Annotated in this window: 17 protein-coding genes; 7 read left to right on the top strand and 10 right to left on the bottom strand. The window is 66.3% G+C overall.

Translation table 11 applies throughout. The features are described 5' to 3' along the window. The 3 genes from AC1HIY_RS15145 to AC1HIY_RS15135 form a co-directional block, all read right to left on the bottom strand. The coding region (locus AC1HIY_RS15145; RefSeq protein WP_479577638.1) for a Ppx/GppA phosphatase family protein at nucleotides 1-565 on the bottom strand (565 nt) is incomplete at its 3' end. 70 nt (nucleotides 566-635) lie between these two features. Beyond that, a complete protein-coding gene (gene prmA / locus AC1HIY_RS15140; RefSeq protein ID WP_479577637.1) occupies nucleotides 636-1472 on the bottom strand; it encodes a 50S ribosomal protein L11 methyltransferase in 837 nt (278 codons plus the stop codon). Between the two features lie 72 nt (nucleotides 1473-1544). Continuing rightward, nucleotides 1545-3314: a hypothetical protein gene (locus AC1HIY_RS15135; protein WP_479577636.1), complete on the bottom strand. Its 1770-nt coding sequence runs from the start codon at nucleotides 3312-3314 to the stop codon at nucleotides 1545-1547. A 399-nt stretch (nucleotides 3315-3713) separates the two neighbouring features. Between AC1HIY_RS15135 and AC1HIY_RS15130 the strand changes: the two genes are divergently transcribed. From AC1HIY_RS15130 to AC1HIY_RS15120, 3 genes are read left to right on the top strand one after another with little or no spacing between them, the layout of a single operon-like run. Further along, a complete protein-coding gene (locus tag AC1HIY_RS15130; RefSeq protein ID WP_479577635.1) occupies nucleotides 3714-5933 on the top strand; it encodes a PP2C family protein-serine/threonine phosphatase in 2220 nt (739 codons plus the stop codon). Between the two features lie 14 nt (nucleotides 5934-5947). Further along, a complete protein-coding gene (locus AC1HIY_RS15125; RefSeq protein WP_479577634.1) occupies nucleotides 5948-6313 on the top strand; it encodes an STAS domain-containing protein in 366 nt (121 codons plus the stop codon). 50 nt (nucleotides 6314-6363) lie between these two features. Beyond that, nucleotides 6364-6804 carry an ATP-binding protein gene (locus AC1HIY_RS15120; protein WP_479577633.1) on the top strand — a complete coding sequence of 147 codons (441 nt, stop codon included), beginning with the start codon at nucleotides 6364-6366 and terminating at the stop codon, nucleotides 6802-6804. Nucleotides 6805-6822: 18 nt separating this feature from the next. Here AC1HIY_RS15120 and ubiE read toward each other — a convergent pair whose 3' ends face one another. The 4 genes from ubiE to aat all read right to left on the bottom strand — a co-directional run bounded on the left by ubiE (nucleotide 6823) and on the right by aat (nucleotide 10202). Next, nucleotides 6823-7551: a bifunctional demethylmenaquinone methyltransferase/2-methoxy-6-polyprenyl-1,4-benzoquinol methylase UbiE gene (gene ubiE / locus AC1HIY_RS15115; RefSeq protein WP_479577632.1), complete on the bottom strand. Its 729-nt coding sequence runs from the start codon at nucleotides 7549-7551 to the stop codon at nucleotides 6823-6825. 74 nt (nucleotides 7552-7625) lie between these two features. Beyond that, nucleotides 7626-8600, bottom strand: a complete 975-nt coding sequence (gene pfkA / locus AC1HIY_RS15110) for a 6-phosphofructokinase (protein WP_479577639.1) — start codon at nucleotides 8598-8600, stop codon at nucleotides 7626-7628. 66 nt (nucleotides 8601-8666) lie between these two features. Further along, entirely contained in the window at nucleotides 8667-9596 is a 930-nt protein-coding gene (locus tag AC1HIY_RS15105) for an N-acetylmuramoyl-L-alanine amidase-like domain-containing protein (RefSeq protein WP_479577631.1), read from the bottom strand. Nucleotides 9597-9623: 27 nt separating this feature from the next. Then, nucleotides 9624-10202 (bottom strand): leucyl/phenylalanyl-tRNA--protein transferase, encoded by a 579-nt coding sequence (gene aat, locus AC1HIY_RS15100; protein WP_479577630.1) that lies wholly within the window; start codon nucleotides 10200-10202, stop codon nucleotides 9624-9626. Nucleotides 10203-10301: 99 nt separating this feature from the next. Here aat and AC1HIY_RS15095 point away from each other — a divergent pair, with 99 nt between their 5' ends. Then, nucleotides 10302-10805 (top strand): acyl-CoA carboxylase biotin carboxyl carrier protein subunit, encoded by a 504-nt coding sequence (locus AC1HIY_RS15095; protein WP_479577629.1) that lies wholly within the window; start codon nucleotides 10302-10304, stop codon nucleotides 10803-10805. A gap of 20 nt (nucleotides 10806-10825) precedes the next feature. Here AC1HIY_RS15095 and AC1HIY_RS15090 read toward each other — a convergent pair whose 3' ends face one another. The 3 genes from AC1HIY_RS15090 to AC1HIY_RS15080 all read right to left on the bottom strand — a co-directional run bounded on the left by AC1HIY_RS15090 (nucleotide 10826) and on the right by AC1HIY_RS15080 (nucleotide 16395). Then, complete coding sequence (locus AC1HIY_RS15090) at nucleotides 10826-13168, bottom strand: TonB-dependent receptor (protein WP_479577628.1); 2343 nt, start codon at nucleotides 13166-13168, stop codon at nucleotides 10826-10828. Nucleotides 13169-13520: 352 nt separating this feature from the next. Continuing rightward, nucleotides 13521-14282: a hypothetical protein gene (locus AC1HIY_RS15085; RefSeq protein ID WP_479577627.1), complete on the bottom strand. Its 762-nt coding sequence runs from the start codon at nucleotides 14280-14282 to the stop codon at nucleotides 13521-13523. Nucleotides 14283-14361: 79 nt separating this feature from the next. Further along, nucleotides 14362-16395 carry an Rne/Rng family ribonuclease gene (locus AC1HIY_RS15080; RefSeq protein ID WP_479577626.1) on the bottom strand — a complete coding sequence of 678 codons (2034 nt, stop codon included), beginning with the start codon at nucleotides 16393-16395 and terminating at the stop codon, nucleotides 14362-14364. 841 nt (nucleotides 16396-17236) lie between these two features. On the opposite strand from AC1HIY_RS15080, the gene AC1HIY_RS15075 reads away from it, so the two are divergent. The 3 genes from AC1HIY_RS15075 to AC1HIY_RS15065 all read left to right on the top strand — a co-directional run bounded on the left by AC1HIY_RS15075 (nucleotide 17237) and on the right by AC1HIY_RS15065 (nucleotide 20311). Next, nucleotides 17237-18433, top strand: a complete 1197-nt coding sequence (locus AC1HIY_RS15075) for a M20 metallopeptidase family protein (protein ID WP_479577625.1) — start codon at nucleotides 17237-17239, stop codon at nucleotides 18431-18433. A 148-nt stretch (nucleotides 18434-18581) separates the two neighbouring features. Continuing rightward, nucleotides 18582-20033, top strand: a complete 1452-nt coding sequence (locus AC1HIY_RS15070; RefSeq protein WP_479577624.1) for a GNAT family N-acetyltransferase — start codon at nucleotides 18582-18584, stop codon at nucleotides 20031-20033. Further along, a complete protein-coding gene (locus tag AC1HIY_RS15065; protein WP_479577623.1) occupies nucleotides 20030-20311 on the top strand; it encodes an STAS domain-containing protein in 282 nt (93 codons plus the stop codon). Before AC1HIY_RS15070 ends, AC1HIY_RS15065 begins: the two co-directional genes overlap by 4 nt. The last annotated feature ends 29 nt before the right edge of the window (nucleotides 20312-20340 follow it).

Here is a 20340-nt window from a genome sequence, read left to right as displayed (position 1 = left end):
GGGCGGCGTCGACGGCGTCGGGCGCGGGCGGCTGCGCGGCGAAGCACCGCTCGGTCAGGCGCACCGCGCCGACGTCGAGGCTGCGGCGGAAGGTGAGGCGGGCGGGCTCGTGCGCGCCCCCCGGCGTCCCGGCGACGATCTCGGTCGAGCCGCCGCCGACGTCGAAGACGACGCACGGGCCGTCTCGCTCGTCGAAGGCGGACGCGGCGCCCTCGAAGCTCCACCGGGCCTCGTCTTCGCCGGAGAGGATCTCGTACCGGAGCCCCGTCTCGCGCCGCACGAAGGCGACGAGCTCGTCCCGGTTCTCGGCGTCGCGTGAGGCGCTCGTCCCGGCCGCGAGGATCGCGCGCGCGTCCCATGCCTCGGCCCGCGCCCGGTACTCGAGAAGCGCCGCGCGGAGGCGTTCGAGCGCCGCGGCTCCGATGCGCCGCGAGGCGTCCACGCCTTCGCCGAGTCGCACGAAGCGGCTCTCCTCGTGAAGCGATCGAAGCCGCCCCTCCGCCGTGCGCTCTGCGATGAGGAGGAGCGCCGTGTTCGTCCCTACGTCGATGACGGCGATGCGCATGGGCTTCGGGGTTCGGATCGCGACCTCGTTCGTGCGGGTTTCCGCACGGCTACGGCGAAGCGCCGCACGGTCATTTTTTGAAGACGACCGACCACCACGCGCCCTCTTCGGCTTCGCGGTGGAGGGTGAGCCCGAGGGGCGCGGCGGCCTCGAGCATGCGGGCGCGATCGGTGCGGAGCAGCCCGGCCAGGACGACGTGGCCGCCGGCGCGGACCTTCCCGGCGAAGGCAGGGAGCAGATCCAGAAGCACGTTCCGGTTGATGTTGGCGAGGATGAGGTCGAAGTCCGTCTCGGGAATCACCTCGATGGAGCCGAGGCGGAACGTGATGCGGTCGGCCACGGCGTTGAGGTGGAAGTTCTCGGCGGCGTTCTCCACGGTCCACGCGTCGACGTCGAAGGCGAGGGCTTCGGCGGCTCCGAGCTTGACGGCGGCGATGGCCAGGATGCCGGTGCCCGCCCCCGCGTCGAGCACGCGCTCCCCGCCGCGGATGAGGTCGGGGAGCAGGCGGAGGATGAGGCGGGTGCTTTCGTGATAGCCCGTGCCGAAGCTCATCTTCGGGTCGATCAGGAGGGGGATCTTTTCGGCGTGTTCGGGCGGCGTCTCGGTCCACGTCGGTCTCACGAGGAACGGCCCGACGGGGAGCGGGCGGATGGAGCGCTCCCACTGCCGGTTCCAGTCCTCCGGCTCGATGATCCGCTCCTCCCGGCGTGTTTCGACGCCGCGTGCGCGGAGCCACTCCGCCAGACGCGCGCGCCGATCGGCGCTCCATTGCGAGGCCGGGAGGTATCCCTTCAGCCGGTCGGCTTCCTGCAGGAATGCTTCGAAGCCGAAATCCTCCAGCCCCGAGATGAGCCGGTCGTGGAGGGCTTCCGGCACGTGCAGGGTCAGTTCGAGCGTGGGCGTCATGGGAAGGCGAGGTTGGGGAGGGGGGAAGGGAAATTAAGACCCACCCCGCGGCATCGTCCTTGAACTTTGCGTCTAATCGTCAAGGCGTTCGACGGTGATGCCCCAGTCTTCGGGGGTGTCGGGCGCGCCCCCGTCGAAGTCGCCGTAGGCGTGAGAGAAGTCGGTTTTGAAGAAGAGGATGTACGAGCCGGGAGGCAGCGTGATGACGCCGTCGAAGCGGCGGTTGCGGTCGTCGCCGCCGGCGTGCTCGGTGTCCGGCAGCGTCATTTTCCAGACCGTCTCTCCGGTGTCGGCGCGCTCGATCCAGCCGTAGTCATAACTCCCGCTCGCGGAGATCTCGCCGAGGGCGTAGATGTGGAGGCGGGTCGGTTGGTCCAGTTCGAAGGGAAACCTGAGATGGACGTCGTTGCCGAGGCGTGTTTTTTTGAAGAGCAGCTCTCCCGCGCCGAGGGGCGGGGTGGACGGCGCCTCGGCGGTTTCTGCGGGTTCGAGGAGGCGAAAAGCGGTCGTATCGATGCGCGGGGAGAACGGGAAGAGGGTGACGCCCCAGCGCTCGGAGTGCGGCGGTTCGCCGTTGCGCCAGTCGCCGAAGGCATGGGAGCCGTCGGTCTGATAGGCGAGCGTGTACGTGCCGGGGTCGAGCTTGAGGAAGGCGATCTCGACGCGGTTGCTGCCTTCTCCGCTGCCGGCGTATTGCGAGGCGTCGCGGGTCATCTCCCAGATGCGGCGTCCCGACGCATTGTCTTCGATCCAGGCATAGTCATACGGACTGCCGCTGTCGCTGATCTCGCCGAGGGCATAGACGATGAGTCGGATCGGGCGCGTCACGACGAACTGGGCGGTGCGGAGGGCGTCGTTGGGCACTTCGGTCAGGAGGATGAGCGGTTCGCGCATGCGCCACGGGTCGAAGGCCGTGACGGCGGCGGGGTTGTCGGTGTGGAGCGTCAGGCCCCAGGCGGCGGGATCGTACGGCGGGTTGGCGCGCCAGTGGTCGTAATGGTGCCGCCCGTCGGTCTCGAAAGAGGCGCGGTAGACGCCGGGCGGGAGCGCCACGTCGCCCCGGAAGCGTCGGTTGGCGCTCCAGCCGCCGGCGGCCTTGGTGTTGCGCCAGGTCATCTCCCAGAGGCGTTCGCCGGAAGCGGCGTCTTCGAGGCGTCCGTAGTCGCACGGATGGCGGTCCTCCCCACAGAACTCACCGATGGCGTAGAGGTTGAGCATGAGCGTGTCGGTGGCCTGGAAGAGGAAAGACGCGGTATGGTTCCGGCGGTCGGCCGGGGCGGTGGTCCACACGAGGTCGGGGCCGCCGGGGGCGAGGTCCTCCACCTTCTCGTCCGTGATCGTTCGGGCCTCGGTCCCCGCCTCGGCGGGGGTCAGCGTCATCATCCAGTCGTCCTCGTCGTTCGTCCAGTGATGTTTGAGGCCGAGGAACGAGGCGCCGCGCCGGGATTCGGGGGTGGGACCGTAGGTGGTGAAAAAGACGTCATAGACACCGGCGGGCAGCATGAGGCTGTCGCGGGCGTGGGCGAGCGTGCCGTTGTCGTGTTCGAGGCGGGCCGGGTCCATGCGCCAGGCGAGCTCACGGGTGTCCCGGCGCAGGATCCAACCGTAGGCGGCCAGGGGACTCGCCGGAGCCGGCGTCTCGAAAGAGCCCGCGGCCTCGACGAGGAAAGGGGCGGGGGCGTCGAGGGTGAAGGCTTCGTGGCTCAGTTTGCCCGTCTCGAGGTCCGCGAAGACGATCAGCCCGTCCGGCTTCGGCGGCCCTTTGATCACGCGCACGATCAACAGCCCCGTGAGCACGACCAGAAGGAAAATTTGTATGCGAACGATGCGACGTCTTTTCATGTTGAGGGGGGCCTCGATCCGGAAGAACTACGGCGTTCTGGCTGTACGTCGCAGGGTCGGGTGAAGTTACCCCGACCCCGACGTTTCGAACATTTACGCAAGATACGCGGGGAGGCTCCTCCGCGCGAAGATTCGGCTTGCCTTCCGGAAGCACGGAAAAACCTTTACCTTGGGGATTCGAGGCGCCGGGGCGAGACCTGTAACAAAGGGGAACGCTCGATAGTAAAACGGCGCTTGAGCGAGGACGCCGGTCGCGCCTGCCCGTGGGTGGACGCCTCCGACCTTCGCCGGATCTCATGCACAGGTGTAACCACCACCTCGTCAGGATTGCCACGGGACCGTATGCCGTCCAAATGGTTCGCTAAATCGCAAACGCCGGCGCTCGACTCCTCCGAGAGGATGCGGGTACGGTATATTCTCCTGGGCGCGCTGTGGGCGACGTGCTACGTGCTGGCCATCGGCTACCACCTGCTGCTCTGGAGCACCGGCGAGCCGGCTTCGGCCACCGTCACCGGCGTCTATCAGGTGGTGGTGCTGACGTCTTACGGGGCGTTGTGGCTGTTGCTGGCGCACGTCTTTCAACACCGCACGCCCGCGCCGGGCCGCATCTTCTGGACGGTGTTGCTGCTGGGCGCGCTCTACGTGGGGCTGGGCTACCTGGTCACTCGCATCCCGCCGGTGGGGCTGATCGGCTACAGCCCCGAGACGAATCTGCCGCTGGCGCCGACCGCCCCGTTCAAGGTGAGTCTGCTGGCGCTCCTGAAAGCGACCTTCGCCTTCGTTCTCCTGTTGCGTTTCCGCGACCTCGTGCTCGTGAAGCGGACCAAAAGCAGCCAGCGCAACTGGTATCTGATGATCGGCTTCATGGGGATCGCGGCGCTGTCGGGCTTCATGAAGTCGCCCCAGGAAGGGGTGGGTCTGATCCAGGGACTGGCCATCATCCCGGCGGTGGTCTTCATGGTCGTCAACTCGTTCCGGCTTTCGTGGATCGTGTCCCTCTCGTTCAAAGGGAAAATGGCGATCAGCGGCATCGCTTTTCTGCTCCTGATTCTCCTCTCGGGCATGGCCGGCATCGACGTTGAGAGTGGCGGCAGCTTCGAACTGGTGCCGGGCGCGCTGCAGGCGGTGCTCTATTACAGCTATCCCCTGGCGATCTTCACCGGGCTGGCCGTCTATTTCGGCATCCTCTATTGCACGACGGCCTTCCTCTCGCTGCTTTTTCATTTGCCCACCACGAGCGATTACCAGCGAAAGGCGGGCGAGATGGCGACCATGCACTCGCTCACGCACCTGGTCAGCCAGGTCTTCGACTCGGAGAAGCTCTTCACGACGATCGCCGCTTCGCCCATCGAGGCGTGCTCGGCGCAGGCATCGTGGCTGGTGATGCCGGTGCTGGAGGAGGGCGCGTTTCGCCCGCGCATCGTGGCGGCGCAGAGCATCGAGCCGGCGCGCGTGGAGCAGCTCATGGACGTCAAGGCGCTCTTCGAAGAGGTGCGGAGCACGCGCGCGCCGCTGGTGCTGCCGCAGGCGCTGGCCGACCATCGGATCAACGCGCGCCCGGGCGACGGCATCGGCAGCCTCCTGGTGACGCCGCTGCTGGCGCGGGATCAGGTGCTCGGCGTCCTCTTCGCCACGAAAGAGATCACCCACGGCTTCGAACCCGACGACGTGGAGGCCATCGGCGTCTTCGCCGCCCAGGCCGCCCTCGCCCTCGACAACGCCCGCCTCTTCGAAGAACAACTCGAAAAAGAACGCCTCACCCGTGAGCTCACCATCGCCCGGGAAGTGCAGATGAGGCTCCTCCCGCAGCGGCTCCCGGTCCTGCCCGGCGTCGCGCTGGCCGCCTCCAGCGTCTCGGCGCTCGAAGTCGGCGGCGACTATTACGACTTCGTCCAGCTCGACGAGAACCGCCTGGCGCTCATCGTCGGCGACGTCTCGGGCAAGGGGACGTCGGCGGCGTTCTACATGGCCGAGATGCAGGGCATCTTCCAGGCCGTGAGCCGCCTGACGCCGTCTCCGCGCGACTTCCTGTATCACGCCAACGTGGCGCTGGCCGACTCGCTGGAGAAAAACGTGTTTATCTCCGTAATCTATGGCGTGCTCGACCTTCAAAGAGAAGAGTTCGTCCTGGCCCGAGCGGGGCACTGTCCGGCGGCCGTGATCGGTCTCAACGGGGAGGCGCGGTATCTGCGTTCCGGAGGGCTGGGGCTGGGGCTGGACCGGGGGACGCTCTTTCGCAAGGTCCTCGTCGAAGAGCGCGTTCGTCTGCGGCCGGGCGACGTGTTCGTGCTCTACACCGACGGAGTGGTCGAGAGCCGCAACGAAGCCGGTGAGGAGTACGGCTACGACCGGCTGCTCGAAGTGCTGGCCGCCAACCGCCACGAGGATGCCACCGACCTGCACACCACGCTGCTCAAGGACTTGCACACGTTCATGGGCAGCAAAGAATACGACGACGACATGACGCTCGTCGTGCTGAAATGGCACGGCATCGAAATGGGCAAAGCCGTCGCCGTGGAAAGCCTTCCGCAACCCTTGCCCGCCGCCGTGCCCCTCGCCCTGGAGGGCCCGGAGCCCTCCCCAACGGCGGTGGATCCTCCTCCCACGTTCAAGAAATAAAACATCGTCTCCCCATGAGCAATTTTTCCGTAGGATTCCGAAAGAACGGCGACGTTCAGGTGCTCGATCTCAAGGGCGAACTCGACGCGCACACCGCCTCCGAGCTCGAGGCCGCCATTCAACGCTGTCAGAGCGAAAACCACTGCAAGATCGTGGTCAACGGGGAGGGGTTGATGTACATATCGAGCGCCGGTCTCGGGGTCTTCATGGCCTACATCGAGGAACTGCGCGAAGAGGGGGGCGACATCAAGATCGCCGCGCTCCAGCCGAAGGTGTACAACGTCTTCGACCTGCTCGGCTTCCCGATGCTCTTCGACATCGTCGAAACCGAAGAAGAGGCGCTCGCACGCTTTCGGCAGGAAAAGGGGGCCGAAGGCTAGCCCGGCGCCGATGAAAACGCCGCACCCGAAGCGATCAACCCGAAAGAACCGTGGCCCAATCCGTGTATAAAATCACGATCCCGAGCTCGACGCGCTACCTGGAGGACGTGCGCCAGTTCGTCGAACGGCATGCCCGTCAGGCGGATCTTCCGGCGGACGTGGTCGAGCAACTGAAGGTCGCGGTGGATGAGGCGTGCACGAACGTCATCGAGCATGCATACAAGGGAGAAGGCGAGCATCAGATCGACGTCGCCGTCATCGTCAAGCCCGACCGCCTGACCATCCGCATCCGCGACGAGGGCGAGTCTTTCGAGCCGGAGCAGTATGAGGAGCCCAACATCTTCGAGTTCGCCCGGCGGCACAAGAAAGGCGGCTTCGGGGTGCACATCATGCGCCGGCTCATGGATCGGGTCGAGTATCGCACGCGGGGGAAGGTCAACGAGTGCTCGATGACGAAGTACCGGAACAACAACGTGAAGAAAGACGCATAGCGCTACCGGCAGAAGCGGTCAGCCGGGCAGGGCGCCCTTGTAGATCGAGGCAATGCCGAAGGTGAGCGGTTTCCAGCGGAGGTCTTCGAAGCCTGCCGTCCGCATGCGGTCGAGGAAGGCGGGGCCGTCGGGGAAGGCGGCGATGGAGTCCGGGAGGTACTGATACGCGCCCTCGTTCTTCGAGAGGGAGCGCCCGACGCGGGGCAGGATGTGCCGTCCGTAGAAATGATAGAGCTGTTTGATGGGGAAGGCGCGGGGGTGGCTGAACTCGAGCACGACCAGCGCGCCGCCGGGCTTGAGCACCCGGGCGATCTCCCGGAGGCCCTTTTCGAGGTTTTCGAAGTTGCGCACGCCGAAGGCCACGAGCACGGCGTTGAACTGCGAGTCGGAGAAGGGCAGGCGTTCGGCGTCGCCTTTGCGCAGGGTGATGCGATCGGAGAGGCCCATCTTTTCGATTTTGAGACGCCCCACCCCGAGCATCTCTTCGGAAATGTCGACGCCCACGATCTTCTCCGGATCGAGGCTGAGCGCTTCGATGGCGAGGTCGCCCGTGCCGGTGGCGACGTCGAGGATGCGGGCGGGGCGTTCGTCGCGCAGCATGGCGACGGCCTGCCTGCGCCACCGCCGGTCGATGCCGAAGCTGAGGATGCGGTTGAGCAAGTCATAGCGCGGGGCGATGGCGTCGAACATCGCCTGCACGTCCTCTTTCTTGCCTTTGACCGCGTCAACGGGGGGGTAATTCTTCATCGCAAGATTGGGTGAGCCTGGGAGCTTTGGGGGCAAGATGCTTTCCGGAGTAAGGGCCGTTCTCCACCGGTGGATCAACTGAGCACTTCGGTCAGCTTCAGCAGTTCATAATTGATGGTTTTTCGGCGTTGCCAGACGTTGCGCGAGGGGGTGAGCCGAAGTTCGTTGTGGATGATGCCGACCATGACGTTGGCGTGTCCTTCCATGAGCGCTTCGACGGCGGCGGTGCCGAGGCGGCTGGCGAGCACGCGGTCGCGCGCCGTCGGCGAGCCGCCCCGCTGCGTGTGCCCGAGGATGCACACCCGCAGGTCGATCCGCGCAAAGGAGGGGTCCCCGCGCAGGGCGTCGGCGATCTTGGCGGCCCCGCCGAGTTCGTCTCCCTCGGCCACCACCACGATGGACGAGCGGGACTGCGCCGACATCAGCGAGAGGATGCGTTTCTTGATCTCGTCCATGCCGGTGATCGTCTCGGGGATGAGCACGAGTTCGGCGCCGCCGCCGATGCCGCTGTTGAGCGCGATGAAGCCCGCGTCCCGGCCCATCACCTCGACGAGAAAGAGGCGGTCATGGGCGTCGGCGGTGTCGCGGATGCGGTCGATGTTTTCGATGGCCGTGTTCAGCGCCGTGTCGTAGCCGATGGTCTCATCGGTGCCGAAGAGGTCGTTGTCGATGGTGCCGGGGCAACCGACAAGCGGGACGCCGTACTCTTCGTAGAAGATGGAGGCCCCGCGGAGGGTGCCGTCCCCGCCGATGCCGATCAGCCCGTCGATCTCGGCCTCCCGGAGTCGGCGGGCGGCTTCGGCGCGCCCTTCCGGCGTGCGGAAACGCTCCGAGCGCGCGCTCTTGAGGATGGTGCCGCCCAGCTGCACGATGTTCGAGACGGACATGCCGTCCATCTCGACGAAGTCCCCCTCGATCATGCCGGCGTAGCCGCGCCGGATGCCGATGACTTCGAGGTCATAGGTGAGGGCGGTTCGCACGACGGCGCGCACGCATGCATTCATGCCGGGTGCGTCGCCGCCGCTGGTAAAGACGCCGATCCGTGTGATGTCCATGAGAGGATTACCTGCGCGCGCCGCTCTTCGAAGCCGACGCGACAACGTTGACCGGGACTTTTAGGGACGGAGGTCCGACGGGGGGCGGGCATCGACCGGTCGCGCTACCACTATGCCGATCTGGATCTTGATGTTCTCCACATAATCTTGAAGATCCGGCGAAACCTTGATGCCGCCGCTCGTGGAGGCGTGGAGAAAGCCTTTTTGCCCGTCTCCGCCGTCGTAGACGAGGCCGGAGTGCGAGACGTCGAGGCCCTCGATGCTGGTGGCCGTGGCGATGATGTCGCCGGCCTGGAGGCGGTCGTAGACGCTGCGGATGCGCTCCTGGGGGATGTAATAGAGCGTGTAGGCGGCGAGGCGATCCTCCATCGCGCGGATGCCCTGAAAGAGGCTGTCGTTTTCGGCGAAACGCGGGTAACTCGCGCGGTGCTCGCTCATGAAGCGGAGCCGTTTGTCGAGTCGGACGCCGCCGAGTGCACGCGTGACGTTCCGCACGATGCCGCGCTTCTCATTGTCGGCGATCCACTCGGAGAAATAGTGGAGGCGGCTGCAATAGCCGTTCATCTCCCCGTCGCGGTACCGCTGTTCGCGGAGGTGGCGCACGAACGTGTCGTACGAATAATCCTCCACGGCGATGCCGCGCGCGAGCGCGAGCGCCGTCTCGACGAAGAGCACGCAGTCGAAGCCGCTGAGGTTGACGACGAGCGTTTCCTCCGCCGGCGCGTCGAGCAGGCCGGCCACGTACGGCGTCCCGGCAAAGTGCTCGCCGACGGCCTGCATGATCTCGCCGAGGGGGCGCTCGTGCAGCCGCTCCCGCCGGGCGAAGGCCATCACTTCCTCGAAACGCCGGGCCGTGACGCTGTCCGGGGGGACCGCTTCGGGGGAGGCGGAAGCCTCCCGGGCCTGGGCCGTCGCGGGATCGGATGCCTCCGCACCGCAGCCGAGATTGAACAGGAGCATCACGAAAAAGAGAATCGTCGGGAGTCGCATCGGGTCGTGGGTTGGAGGGTGTCGGCGTCACCACCGGGCAGGGGTGCGAAGGGCGTCGGCGAGGCGGCGCTCGTATTCGGCGCGGGGGATCTCGACGACGCCGAAGCGGGCCAGGTGGGGGGTGGTGTACTGGGTGTCGAGCAGCGTGAAGCCGCCCCGGCGAAGCCGCCGCACGAGATGCGCGAGCGCCACCTTCGAGGCATCCCGCTCCCGGTGAAACATCGACTCGCCGAAGAACGCGCCGCCGATGGAGACCCCGTAGAGCCCGCCCGCGAGCGCGCCTGCCCGCCGGCACTCGACGCTGTGGGCAAAACCCATGCGGTGTAACGCCACATAGGCCTGAATGATCTCCTCCGAGATCCACGTCTCCGGGCGCTCCGCGCACGCCCGGATCACCGCCTCGAAGTCCCGGTCGAAGGACACCTCGAACGTTTCTCGCCGGATCAACTTCGCCAGGTTCTTCGGCACGTGAAATGCGTCGAGCGGGAGGATGGCGCGAGGGTCCGGGGCAAACCAGTAGATGGCGTCGCCCTCGTCCGGGTCGGCCATGGGAAAGATGCCGCACCGGTAGCCGTGGAGGAGCCGTTCGGGCGTCAGTTCATCCATGCGGGCACAGAACGGTCGATTACGGGATTACGGACAATGTTCGTATTATGGCGTCTGAACGAAACAACGCGCTCACGAATCAAGGCTATGCAGACGCGCATGCAAGATCAGACTTTTCGTGCCGAGGTAGGAGACCGTTCGTACGAAATCGAGTTCCGGGAAGGGACGGTGTTTGTCGACGGGGAGGCGGCCGATGTGTCGTTCGAGCGGGTGGCCGAGGGCTATTACTCGCTGTTGCTCGACGGGCGGAGCGTGCCCGTGGTCGTGGAGGAGGCATCGGAGGGGAGCGTGCGCCTGCACCTCGGGGGGCGGTCGGTCGAGGTGCGCGTCAAGGACGAGCGGGCGATGTTGCTGGAGCGCTTCGGGATCGCGGATGCGGACGCGGCCGCCGAGCGCGAGGTGCGCGCGCCGATGCCGGGGCTGGTGCTGGCGGTGCTCGTCGAGGAAGGGCAGAGCGTGAAAGCGGGCGACGGGCTCGTGCTCCTCGAAGCGATGAAGATGGAAAATGAACTCCGCGCCAGGGGCGACGGCGTCGTGCAGCGCGTGCACGTCGAAGCGGGCGACGCCGTCGGGAAAAGCGCGCTGCTGATCGAGTTTGAATAAAAAGACGCGCGCCCGGGCGTTCACAGCTCCAGCCGGAGCCTGGCGAAGAAGACCCGTCCCGGTTCGGGCACGGACGTGAAATCGAAGGGGTTGAGCGCGTTGACGTGGCGGGCATAAAAGGTGTCCGTCACGTTGTCCACGCCGAGGAGGAGCGAGGCGGAGCGGAAGACGTCGCCCTCGGTGTGCGGGAGACGGACGCCGAGGCGGAGGTCGGCAGTCGTATAGCCGTCGGTGGGGGGCTCACCGCGCAGGACGGCCACCCGCGTCTGCCGGGCGACGAGGTGGAGCGCGCCCTCGGCAAAGAGGACGCCGCCGGGCGCGTCATAGCGGAGGCGGAAGTCGGCGGCGGCAGGCGAGACGCCGAACGCGGGCTCGTCGAGCGTCACGTCTTTGCCCCAGAGGTAGGCGAAGGCGGCGTCGAGCGTGAGGGGGATCGAGGCGAACGTGTACGTGGCCGTGGCCTCCCCGCCCCGGAAGTGCCCTTCGCCGTTCCGGTACCGGAAGATGCGGGCCGAGGTGTCGGCGCGGGCGGGCAGGTCCGTTGGGAGGAAGGTGGTATAGTCGCTCATCAGCCGCGCGAAGACGTTCAGGCGCACCCGCAGGCGAGGATACGAGCCGGTGAGCGAGAGGTCGAGCTCCGAGGCGCGTTCGGGCTCCTGTTCGGGCCGCCCGAGGACCTCGGCGTTCGTCTTCGAGCGCGTGGACGGGAAGCGGTCGGCATAGCGTTCGAGCGCGTCCGCCGTGCGGGCCACCGAGCCAAGTCCGGCGGCGAGCGTCCATGCCGAAGAGAGGGGCCGCGCCACGGTGAAGGCCAGGCTCAGGTTCGTCCCCTTGCGGTCGAGGTTGTCGGGGTTGAGCGTTTGCCGGGCCGCGTTCCGGAGGTAAAAAACGCCGACGTCCCCCGCGTCCGCCTGCACGAAGTCGAAGCGCGTCGCCGCCGAGAGTTTGAAGCCTCGGACGCGCGTCGTCCCGCGCAGAAACAGGCCGATGTCGGAGATGCGGACATCGGCGAAGATGGTGTCGGCGGAGAGGAGCGCGCCGTCGGAGCGTTTGTGAACGGTGCGGTCGGCGTTCCGTTTTTTTCGATAATAGTCCGCGCCCACGTCGAGCGTGAGGCCGTCGTCGGAGACGATGCGCGCCGCCGCTCGCCCGCCGGTGGTCGTGAGCGCGGCGTCGAGATCGATGCGGAGCGCAAAGGGCGGATCGCGGAAAAGATCCACACGCGCCGTCGGCCGGTGATCGTTGTTCATCGCGCTCGTGATCCGGTTCCAGTACACGACGAGGTCGAAGGCGCGGAGGACGGCGTCGTCGGAGGTGTACCGGTAGCGCGCCGTGACGTCTTTCGCCTCGCCGTCGGCGAGGTCGAGCGTGCGGCCGGGCACGTCGAGGTCGGTCTGTTTTTGAAAGCCCGCGATCACGGAGACCTCGGTATGGTCGTTGGGGCGATAGCCGCCTTTCCCGCGGAGCGCCCACGACCGGAAGCCGGCGGAGACCCTGGCGCCGTCGCCCGCCTCATAGTCGTCGCCTTCGCGATACGCGCCGTGGAAGGCGTATGTGTATTTCCCCGAAGCTCCGGCGAGGGCGGCGGAAGATTCGAACGCGTTCAGGTTCGAGGCATAGCCGGCCTGAACGGTGGCGCGGAGGCGTTCGGTCGGGGGCGTCGCGGCGAGGGTGCGGATGCGGACGGCGCTCATGAGGCCCGCCCCCCACGTGAGCGCATACGGCCCTTTGACGAGCTCGACGTTCGCGACGGCGGAGGGGTCGAGGTGCGCGGTCTGGGCGTCGGCGCGCACGGGCGTGGCGGCGAAGAACCGCGCGCCGTCGATGAAGACGCCGACCTCGGTTTCGGCAAGCGCGCGTACGAGCGGATCGAAGCTGAGGCCGCCGCGCCGGATGGCGTCGACGCCGGGCATGAGGCGAAGCGCCTCGCCCGTGTCCATCATCGGATGTTCGGCGATCCGCCGCCCGTCGAGCGTGTCGACGGCGACGAGGTCGGGGTCGAGCGCCTCGATCACGGGGGCGAGCATGTCCGCCGGGCGGGGGCGGAGCCGGAGCCGCACCGTCGTCGTGTCCCCCGCGCGGACGTCCACGCGGGCCGTGGCGACGAGGTATCCGGGGGCGAGGGCCTGCACGAGGTGCGTGCCGGGCGGGAGCGCGCCGATGACGAAGCGCCCTTCGGCGTCGGTGAACGCGCGGCCCCGCGTGCCCGCCACCGCCACGCCGACGTCCGGAAGCGGCCGCTCCGTCTCCGCTTCGACGACGGTCCCGGCGAGAACGCCGGTGGTCTGTGCGAACGCGCCCGCGACGAAAAGGAACGGGCCGAGCAGAAAGGGCAAGAGCAAACGCGGGACCGGCGGCATCATGAATCCGTTTGTGCTTTGCGGAAAAAGCGAGTCGGCAAGTTACGTTTTCGGCGGCAAGGTGTCATGAAGAATCGGAAAGCATTGCGTCGCCGAGCGCCTCGTGATAGCGTAATCGGCCAGGGTTGCCGGATGTTGAATCCCCGCATTCAAATAGGCGCGAGGTCGCCGGGCTTTCCCGGTTGCCTCCGCGTTCCCGTCGACGGTCGGGGCCGTCCGATGGAGGACGACACGTGCTGATCCGATCATGCCGGCCCGCGCGCGGCGAAGCCGGCCGTGCCGCTTCAGGGTGACGGCTTAGACCCGAGGGGAGAGGAAGGGGCGGGGAGGCATGTGCGCTCCGGGCGCGGCGATCTCACCAGTTCACCCCGAGGCGGAAAAGCTGTTGGCTGCCGCTATAGTCGAAGAAGTCGCCGGAGATCAGCCCGGAGCCGCCGGGATTCCAACGCTGGAGGCGGAAGCCATAGCCGAGGGTAAGGCCGAACGCGTCGGCGAAGGGGCCGAGGTGCACCTGAAGGTCGGCGTCGAAAAAGGTGGAAAGGCCCGTGGAATTGCCGAAGGACCGAAACGCCAGGCCGATGACGGGCAGGGCGCGTCCTTCCACGCGCACCCCCTTGCCTCCGACCTCGAAGCCCGCGCCGACGCCGAGCCCGAGCACGCTCACCTCGAAGGCGTCGAGCAGGTTGTCGCGCGCGCCCTGCCGCGACACGCGCCGGTAGCCGCTGTGCAACGCGATGGGCACGAAAAAGCGCGCCCGGCTCTTGTCCTCGAAGTGAAACGGCTTCAACTCGCCCCATACGAGCATGCTGAAGTCGATCAGTCGCAGGTCGTCCGTCCCTGCTGCGCCGGACTGATTGCCGAAGGCAAAGGTGGCGAAAAAACCGGGTCGGGCATACGTGAGGCCGAAAGCCGGCTCGGTGAAATCGAAGACGGGGTCGGGACGCACGTCGCCGGCGAAGGTGAAGTCGATCAGGAACAGGCCGGCCGAGACGGCCTGTTTCGGCCCGTCCGCGAAAGCATGGGGCTGCGCCGAAGCGGGATGCGGCGTCAGACCCGGCAGCGCCATCGCGAGCAACCATACGACGGGGGAGAAGGCGGAAAGGCACGCGCGAGGCATAGACGGCGGGGCTGGTTGAACGAAAGGGGCGCCCCAAGGTAGCGTGCCTTTGCCACATCGACAAGGGCAGCGAACGACGTCAGATCACCTCTTTCCCGGTCTCGGCATCGAACAGACGGAAGCGCATCGGTTCGAGCGCGGTGTCGGGTTCGATGCGAACGCGAACGTGGAACTTCATGCGCCACCGGCCCAGACAATTGAGCAACCCCCGCTGGAGGTACGCCGCCGTGAAGGGATGCACCCGCAACCGGAGCGGTCCCTGTCCTTTCTGTTTCTTATAGGCCTGGATCCTCTTTTCGATCTCGCCCACCATGTCTTCAGGTGCGAGCGGCGGCGTTCGTTCCGGCGTCTCACGCCGAGAGGTCGGCTTGCTCTCCTTCACCGCCGGTTTGGCCTCGACCGGCTTTTCCTTGCGGGCGACGGTCGAATTTTTCTCCACCACCGGAGCCGCTTCCTTCTTTTTCACCACCTCGCCGGAGCCGGAGGCCGCGCCGTTCGAGCCGGTCGCCGTCGTCGTGATGCTCGGACGCAGGCGCTGCCGGGTGATCTGAATCAACCCGAAATCGCTCATCGGAAGGATCTTCGACACGGCCCGGTCCCGGCGGAAGGCGCTCTTCAGTTCATCGAACACCTTCTTCCGGTTGCGTTCGCTTCGCATGTCGATGAAGTCGACCACGATGATGCCGCCGAGGTCGCGCAGGCGCACCTGCCGGGCGATCACACGCGCCGCCTCCAGGTTCACCTTGAGCGAATTTTGCTCCTGCGTCAGCCCTTTCCCGGCCCGGCCCGAGTTCACGTCGACGACGTGCATGGCCTCGGTGTGCTCGATGAAGAGGTAACCGCCCGAGGGCAGATTGACGCGGCTCTCGAAGGCTTCAGCCACGTCGCGCGCGATGCCGGTGGCCTCGAAGATGGGCTTCCGTCCTTTGTGCAGGCGCACCGCCGGAGCCATCTGAGGCGCAATGGCCTGAATGTAGCCCTTGATGTTGCGATAAAGCCGGGGGTCGTCGATCAGGATGCGGTCGTAGTCGTCGGAAAAGAGGTCGCGGATGACCGAGGAGACCATGTTCACGTCTTCGTGCACGACGAGCGGCGGCTTCGGCTTGCCGGCCAGCTTTGCCTCGATCTTGTGCCATTTGTCGAGGAGGAGCCGCAGGTCGGTGTCGAGCGCTTTGGCGTTTCGGCCTTCGGCCACCGTGCGCACGATGACGCCGAACCCTTCGGGCAGGAGACTCTTTGCGAGCGTCCGCAGGCGGCGACGTTCCTTGTACGAGGCAATCTTCTTCGAGACGGCCACGTAGTCGGCCAGGGGCACGAGGACAAGGAAGCGCCCCGCCAGTGAGATGTCCGTGGTGACGCGGCTCCCTTTCGACGAGATCGGCTCTTTGCTGATTTTGACGAGGATGCGTTGATCGCGCCGGAGGTAGGATTCCAGCCTTCGTTCCCGGTTTCGGTCTTCCCGCCGCCCCCGTCCCCTGTCGCCGGACGCGCGCTCGTTGCGGTCGCTCCCGCCGGACGTGCGCTCGTTGCGGTCCTTCTCGCCGGACGCGCGCTCGTTGCGGTCGTTCCCGCCGGACGTGCGCTCGTTGCGGTCCTTCTCGTCGGATGCGCGCTCGCTGTCCTTGCGTTCGCCTTTGGCGCGGCGCTGAGCCGAGCGGCGCTTGCTGCGCGTCGGGGCGTCGGCTACGGCATGATGGGATTTTTGCGACGCGCCGTCGGTTTCGGCGCTCTTCTCGCCGCCGGTCTCTTCCGAGCGCGCGGCATGGGGACGCGAGCGGCTCGGCGGCCGCCTGCGTCGTTCCACCAACCGATGGTGCTCCGGTGTCAACTTGAAGTTCTCTACCGACGGGTTCGTCTGTTCGAGAAACTCCAGCCACTCGGGCAGGTTTTCGGCGAGGTCGGAGAAGTGCAGAAAAGCGTCTTGCTTCTGCCCGATGTCGATGAATGCGGCCTGAATGCTCGGCATGATGCGCCGAACGCGTCCCAGAAAGATGTTGCCGATCGTCCGGGTGTTTTCAGGATTTTCGATATAGAGCTCCGCCAGTTCGCCATTTTCGAGGATGGCGATCCGGGTCTGCTCCTTCTCGGCATTGATGATGATTTCCTTGCCCATAGGGAATAAACGTGCACGCCTTCCCGGGACGGGTCTTCGGATCGCACAAACGGAGTGGGTCGCACTTCCGTCAGGGGCGCGGAGCGTCCTTCAAACAGGGACGCGGCATAGCAAACCACAGGATCAACCGGCGCAAGAGAGGCGACCGGATGCACGCGACTTCGGGGCGCCCGAGACGAGGCAGGCCCAAGCCGTGCATGGCGGGAAATGCCAGGAAAAGACCAGCCCAGGGAGTGCGCACAACACTCCTTGAGAAACTGTACAAACTGTGAAAAGAGGAAAAGAGTCGCTGCTACGAAGCGAACTCCTTGCAGATCGTCACGCAAAGTCAACCACAGCGTCAAAACAGGGGTGGCCGGTATGTTGCCGCGAATCTCGCAGGCAACCGCGTGAGCGGCTCGTTTCGACCGAGAGCGAGAAGATGAAGACGCCGGCGGTCAACCGCAACGACACCCGCTTCAGGAAGAGAAAAGAACCGTACACGGCGCGGGAAGATAAATATTGTAGTGTTAATAGCCGAATCCCCCGAAATGATCCCGGCCGTGCTTCGTTTTGTCACCGGCCCGAGGACGAGCGTTCTCCGGGCGCGTCGGCGTCGACCGATCTCCTCTTCGATCGTCTCCATGCGCTGTGCGGGAATCGCTCGGGAGGACGCTTTGCCTCCGGCGTCTCCGGAACATGGCAAAAGAGCTCCGCGCCCGCCGGTCTCCGGCACGCGCCTGAAGGAAAGCGATCCGGTGGGAGTCGGCGATGCTCCCGGAAATTCGTGAAAGATTAAGAGCGGAACGAGAGCGGTCGCGGTCGTATCTTGTCGTGTCCGCTCACTCGCTTGTCTACGCCCATGATCGATCGCATCCAGGCCTTTTCCGAAGAGATTTTCCCCGAGGTCGTCCGTCTGCGCCGGGCGATTCACCGGAATCCCGAGCTTGCCTTCGAAGAGTATGAGACGGCTCGTCTCGTGGCCGAGACCCTTCGTCCCCTCGGCCTCGACGTGCGCACCGGCGTGGCCCGGACGGGCGTCGTCGCCACGCTGACGGGCGGGCGGCCCGGCCCCACGGTCGCCCTTCGCGCCGACATCGACGCATTGCCCATCGTCGAGGCGAACGACTTCGACTTTGCCTCGAAGAACCCCGGCAAGATGCACGCCTGCGGGCACGATGCGCACACCGCCTCGCTTCTCGGCGCGGCCATGATTCTCGCGCGGGTGAAGGACGAGGTCCCCGGCACGGTGCGCTTCCTCTTTCAGCCGAGCGAGGAGAAGATCCCCGGCGGCGCGAAGACGATGATCGAGGAAGGAGCGCTCGGCGGCGACGGGACGCCGGGGACCGACGCCGTCTTCGGGCAGCACGTGCGGCCGGACCTCCGCGCCGGGAAGATTGGCGTGCGCGGCGGGATGTTCATGGCTTCGGCCGACGAGGTATACGTCACCGTGCGCGGTGAGGGAGGGCACGCCGCCGCCCCCCACGAGATCGGCGCCGACGCCGTGCTCGTGGCGGCCCACGTCGTGGTTGCGCTTCAGAGCGTCGTCAGCCGGAACTGCCCGCCCGACGTGCCGAGCGTGCTCTCGTTCGGGCGCGTGGCGGCCGAGGGCGCCACGAACGTCCTGCCGGTGTCGGCGCGGCTCGAAGGCACCTTCCGCGCGATGGACGAACGGTGGCGTTTTCGCGCGCACGAGCTCATCCGGCGCGTGGCCGCGCACACGGCGCGGGCCTTCGGTGCGGAGGCCGACGTCGAGATCGTCGCCGGCTACCCGGCGCTGTACAACGATCCCGAAGCCGCGGCCTTCGTGCGCGAGGCCGCCGTCGCCTACGCCGGGGCGGAGCACGTGGTGGACGTGGACCTGTGGTTCGCCGGCGAGGACTTCGCCTATTATCTTCGCGAGGCGCCGGGGTGCTTCTACGTGCTCGGCGTGGGCAACCCCGAGGCCGGCATCACGCACGGCCTCCACACGCCGCGCTTCACCGTCGACGAAGACGCCCTCCGCCTCGCGCCCGGCTTCATGGCCTACCTGGCCTGGCGGCGCGGCGTCGCCGGATAGCAGGCAACGCCCTCGTAAGCGTTTCCCTCACACCCCGAAACCGTCTTTCCCCGACGCGGGGTTGCGTCCATCCACGGCTACCCTCCCGGCCCGCCGCGACGTACCCATGTCCTCCGGGCACGCTCCCCACCATCCGGACCGGGACGCCATGGACATCGACACCCAACTGACGCTGAAGAACAAGGTGAGCGTGATCGGCTCCGTGACCGACTTCACGTACAAGTGGGGCATGAACGCCGGTCTGAGTGAAGAAGACGCCGTGCGGCTCTCGCTTGCCGTGGACGAGCTCGTCACGGACGTGGTGCTCTTCGCCTTCGGAGAGGAAGAGGGCCGGTTCGACCTTTCGTACCGATGGAGCCCCTCCAGCGTCGAGATCATCGTGCACGAGTTCGGCGAGCCGTTCGACCCCGAGCGTCACGTCTACGACCGCGACCGCGCCCTCCGGGAAGGCAACTTCGAGGGGGCGGGCTTCGAGGTCATCCGTCACCTCGTGGACGACTTCATCTTCATCAACAAAGGGCGGGGCGGGAAAGAGTTTCGGCTCGTCAAGAAGACCACGGGCGAGCACATCGCCGACCTCCTCGTGGACGAGAAGCCCGCGTCCGCGCCTCCGCCGGCCCGCAAGACGACGTACGTCATCCGGACCGTTCACGAGGAAGACGCCGAAGACGTCGCCAAGCTCATCTATCGCACGTACGGCTATACGTACGTCAAGGAAGACCTGTACTTCCCGAAAAAGATTGCGCTGGCGCTGGAGCGGGAGGAGAAGTTCGGCGTCATCACCCGGACGAGCGAAGGCGAGGCGGTGGGCTATTTCGCCGTGCTCCGCACGACGGACTCTCGCATCGGCGAGGTGGGCGAGGCGGTGGTGGCCGTGCCCCATCGCCACCGGGGCATCATGACGCGCATGCTCCGGCGGCTCATCGAGCAGTCCCGCGAGCGGGGACTGCTGGGCCTCTTCGGCGAAGCCGTGACGGTGCACACGATCAGCCAGAAGGCCAATGCGAAGTTCGACATGCAATCGACCGCGCTCCTGCTGGCCGACTTCCCCGCATCGAAATACAAGGGGCTCATCGAAAACTATCCTCAGGACGTCTCCATCGTCATCGACTTCCTGCCCCTGTGCCGCATCGAGACGGCGGACCGCTATCTGCCGCCGACGTACCGAACGATCCTCATCGACCTCTACCGGCGGCTCGGCGTCACCGTGCACGACCTTCCGTCCGAGGCGCCTTCGCTCGCCGAGCGGTCCGACCTCGATCTGAAGATCAGTTACGAGTACAAGCACGCCCTGCTCGTGGTCCGGACCTACGGCGAGGACCTCACGGATCGTCTCCGGCACACGCTCCAGTCGCTGCGCGACGAGGGGATGCACGCGGTCTACCTCGACCTTCCGCTCGACGACCCCGTCACGAAGACCATCGTTCCGGATCTTCACGACTGCGGCTTCGTTTTTTCCGGGCTGATGCCGCTGTTTCATCACGAGCGCGATTACCTGCGCCTGCAGAAGGTGTATGAGCGGCTCGACTTCGACCTCATCCACGTGTATTCCGAGGCGGCGCACCGCATCAAGAATCTCATCGCGCGGGAACTCCAATGACGTACGAGAAAAAAGGCCATGCCATCCATATCACGCTGCGCCGGGACTTCAACCTGCTCACGGCGCGGAAGGTGCGGCGGCTGTGCCGGGACGTGGACGAGATAGCCATCGACCTTTCCCGTTCGAAGTTTGTCGATACGGAGGGCATCTTCGTGCTGTACGAGTTGATCCGGGCCGGAAAGAAGGTGCGCCTGATGCACCCCCCGCCGATCTTCTTCGAGGTCGTCCGCATCCTGGGGCTGGAAGAGGTCTTCCGGCCCGAAACGCTGGTGGCCTGAGGCGCGCCGTTCTCCACAACCTTTCCCAC

Source organism: Rhodocaloribacter sp., from assembly GCF_056451265.1.
This window is presented reverse-complemented; position numbering and strand designations above follow the sequence as displayed.

Bases quoted from the DNA above. Each gene is read 5' to 3' on its own strand.
- prmA (WP_479577637.1), bottom strand. From the start codon at position 1,472: ATGACGCCCACGCTCGAACTGACCCTGCACGTGCCGGAAGCCCTCCAC.
- AC1HIY_RS15135 (WP_479577636.1), bottom strand. From the start codon at position 3,314: ATGAAAAGACGTCGCATCGTTCGCATACAAATTTTCCTTCTGGTCGTG.
- AC1HIY_RS15130 (WP_479577635.1), top strand. From the start codon at position 3,714: ATGCGGGTACGGTATATTCTCCTGGGCGCGCTGTGGGCGACGTGCTAC.
- AC1HIY_RS15125 (WP_479577634.1), top strand. From the start codon at position 5,948: ATGAGCAATTTTTCCGTAGGATTCCGAAAGAACGGCGACGTTCAGGTG.
- ubiE (WP_479577632.1), bottom strand. From the start codon at position 7,551: ATGAAGAATTACCCCCCCGTTGACGCGGTCAAAGGCAAGAAAGAGGAC.
- AC1HIY_RS15105 (WP_479577631.1), bottom strand. From the start codon at position 9,596: ATGCGACTCCCGACGATTCTCTTTTTCGTGATGCTCCTGTTCAATCTC.
- aat (WP_479577630.1), bottom strand. From the start codon at position 10,202: ATGGATGAACTGACGCCCGAACGGCTCCTCCACGGCTACCGGTGCGGC.
- AC1HIY_RS15095 (WP_479577629.1), top strand. From the start codon at position 10,302: ATGCAAGATCAGACTTTTCGTGCCGAGGTAGGAGACCGTTCGTACGAA.
- AC1HIY_RS15090 (WP_479577628.1), bottom strand. From the start codon at position 13,168: ATGATGCCGCCGGTCCCGCGTTTGCTCTTGCCCTTTCTGCTCGGCCCG.
- AC1HIY_RS15085 (WP_479577627.1), bottom strand. From the start codon at position 14,282: ATGCCTCGCGCGTGCCTTTCCGCCTTCTCCCCCGTCGTATGGTTGCTC.
- AC1HIY_RS15080 (WP_479577626.1), bottom strand. From the start codon at position 16,395: ATGGGCAAGGAAATCATCATCAATGCCGAGAAGGAGCAGACCCGGATC.
- AC1HIY_RS15075 (WP_479577625.1), top strand. From the start codon at position 17,237: ATGATCGATCGCATCCAGGCCTTTTCCGAAGAGATTTTCCCCGAGGTC.
- AC1HIY_RS15070 (WP_479577624.1), top strand. From the start codon at position 18,582: ATGGACATCGACACCCAACTGACGCTGAAGAACAAGGTGAGCGTGATC.
- AC1HIY_RS15065 (WP_479577623.1), top strand. From the start codon at position 20,030: ATGACGTACGAGAAAAAAGGCCATGCCATCCATATCACGCTGCGCCGG.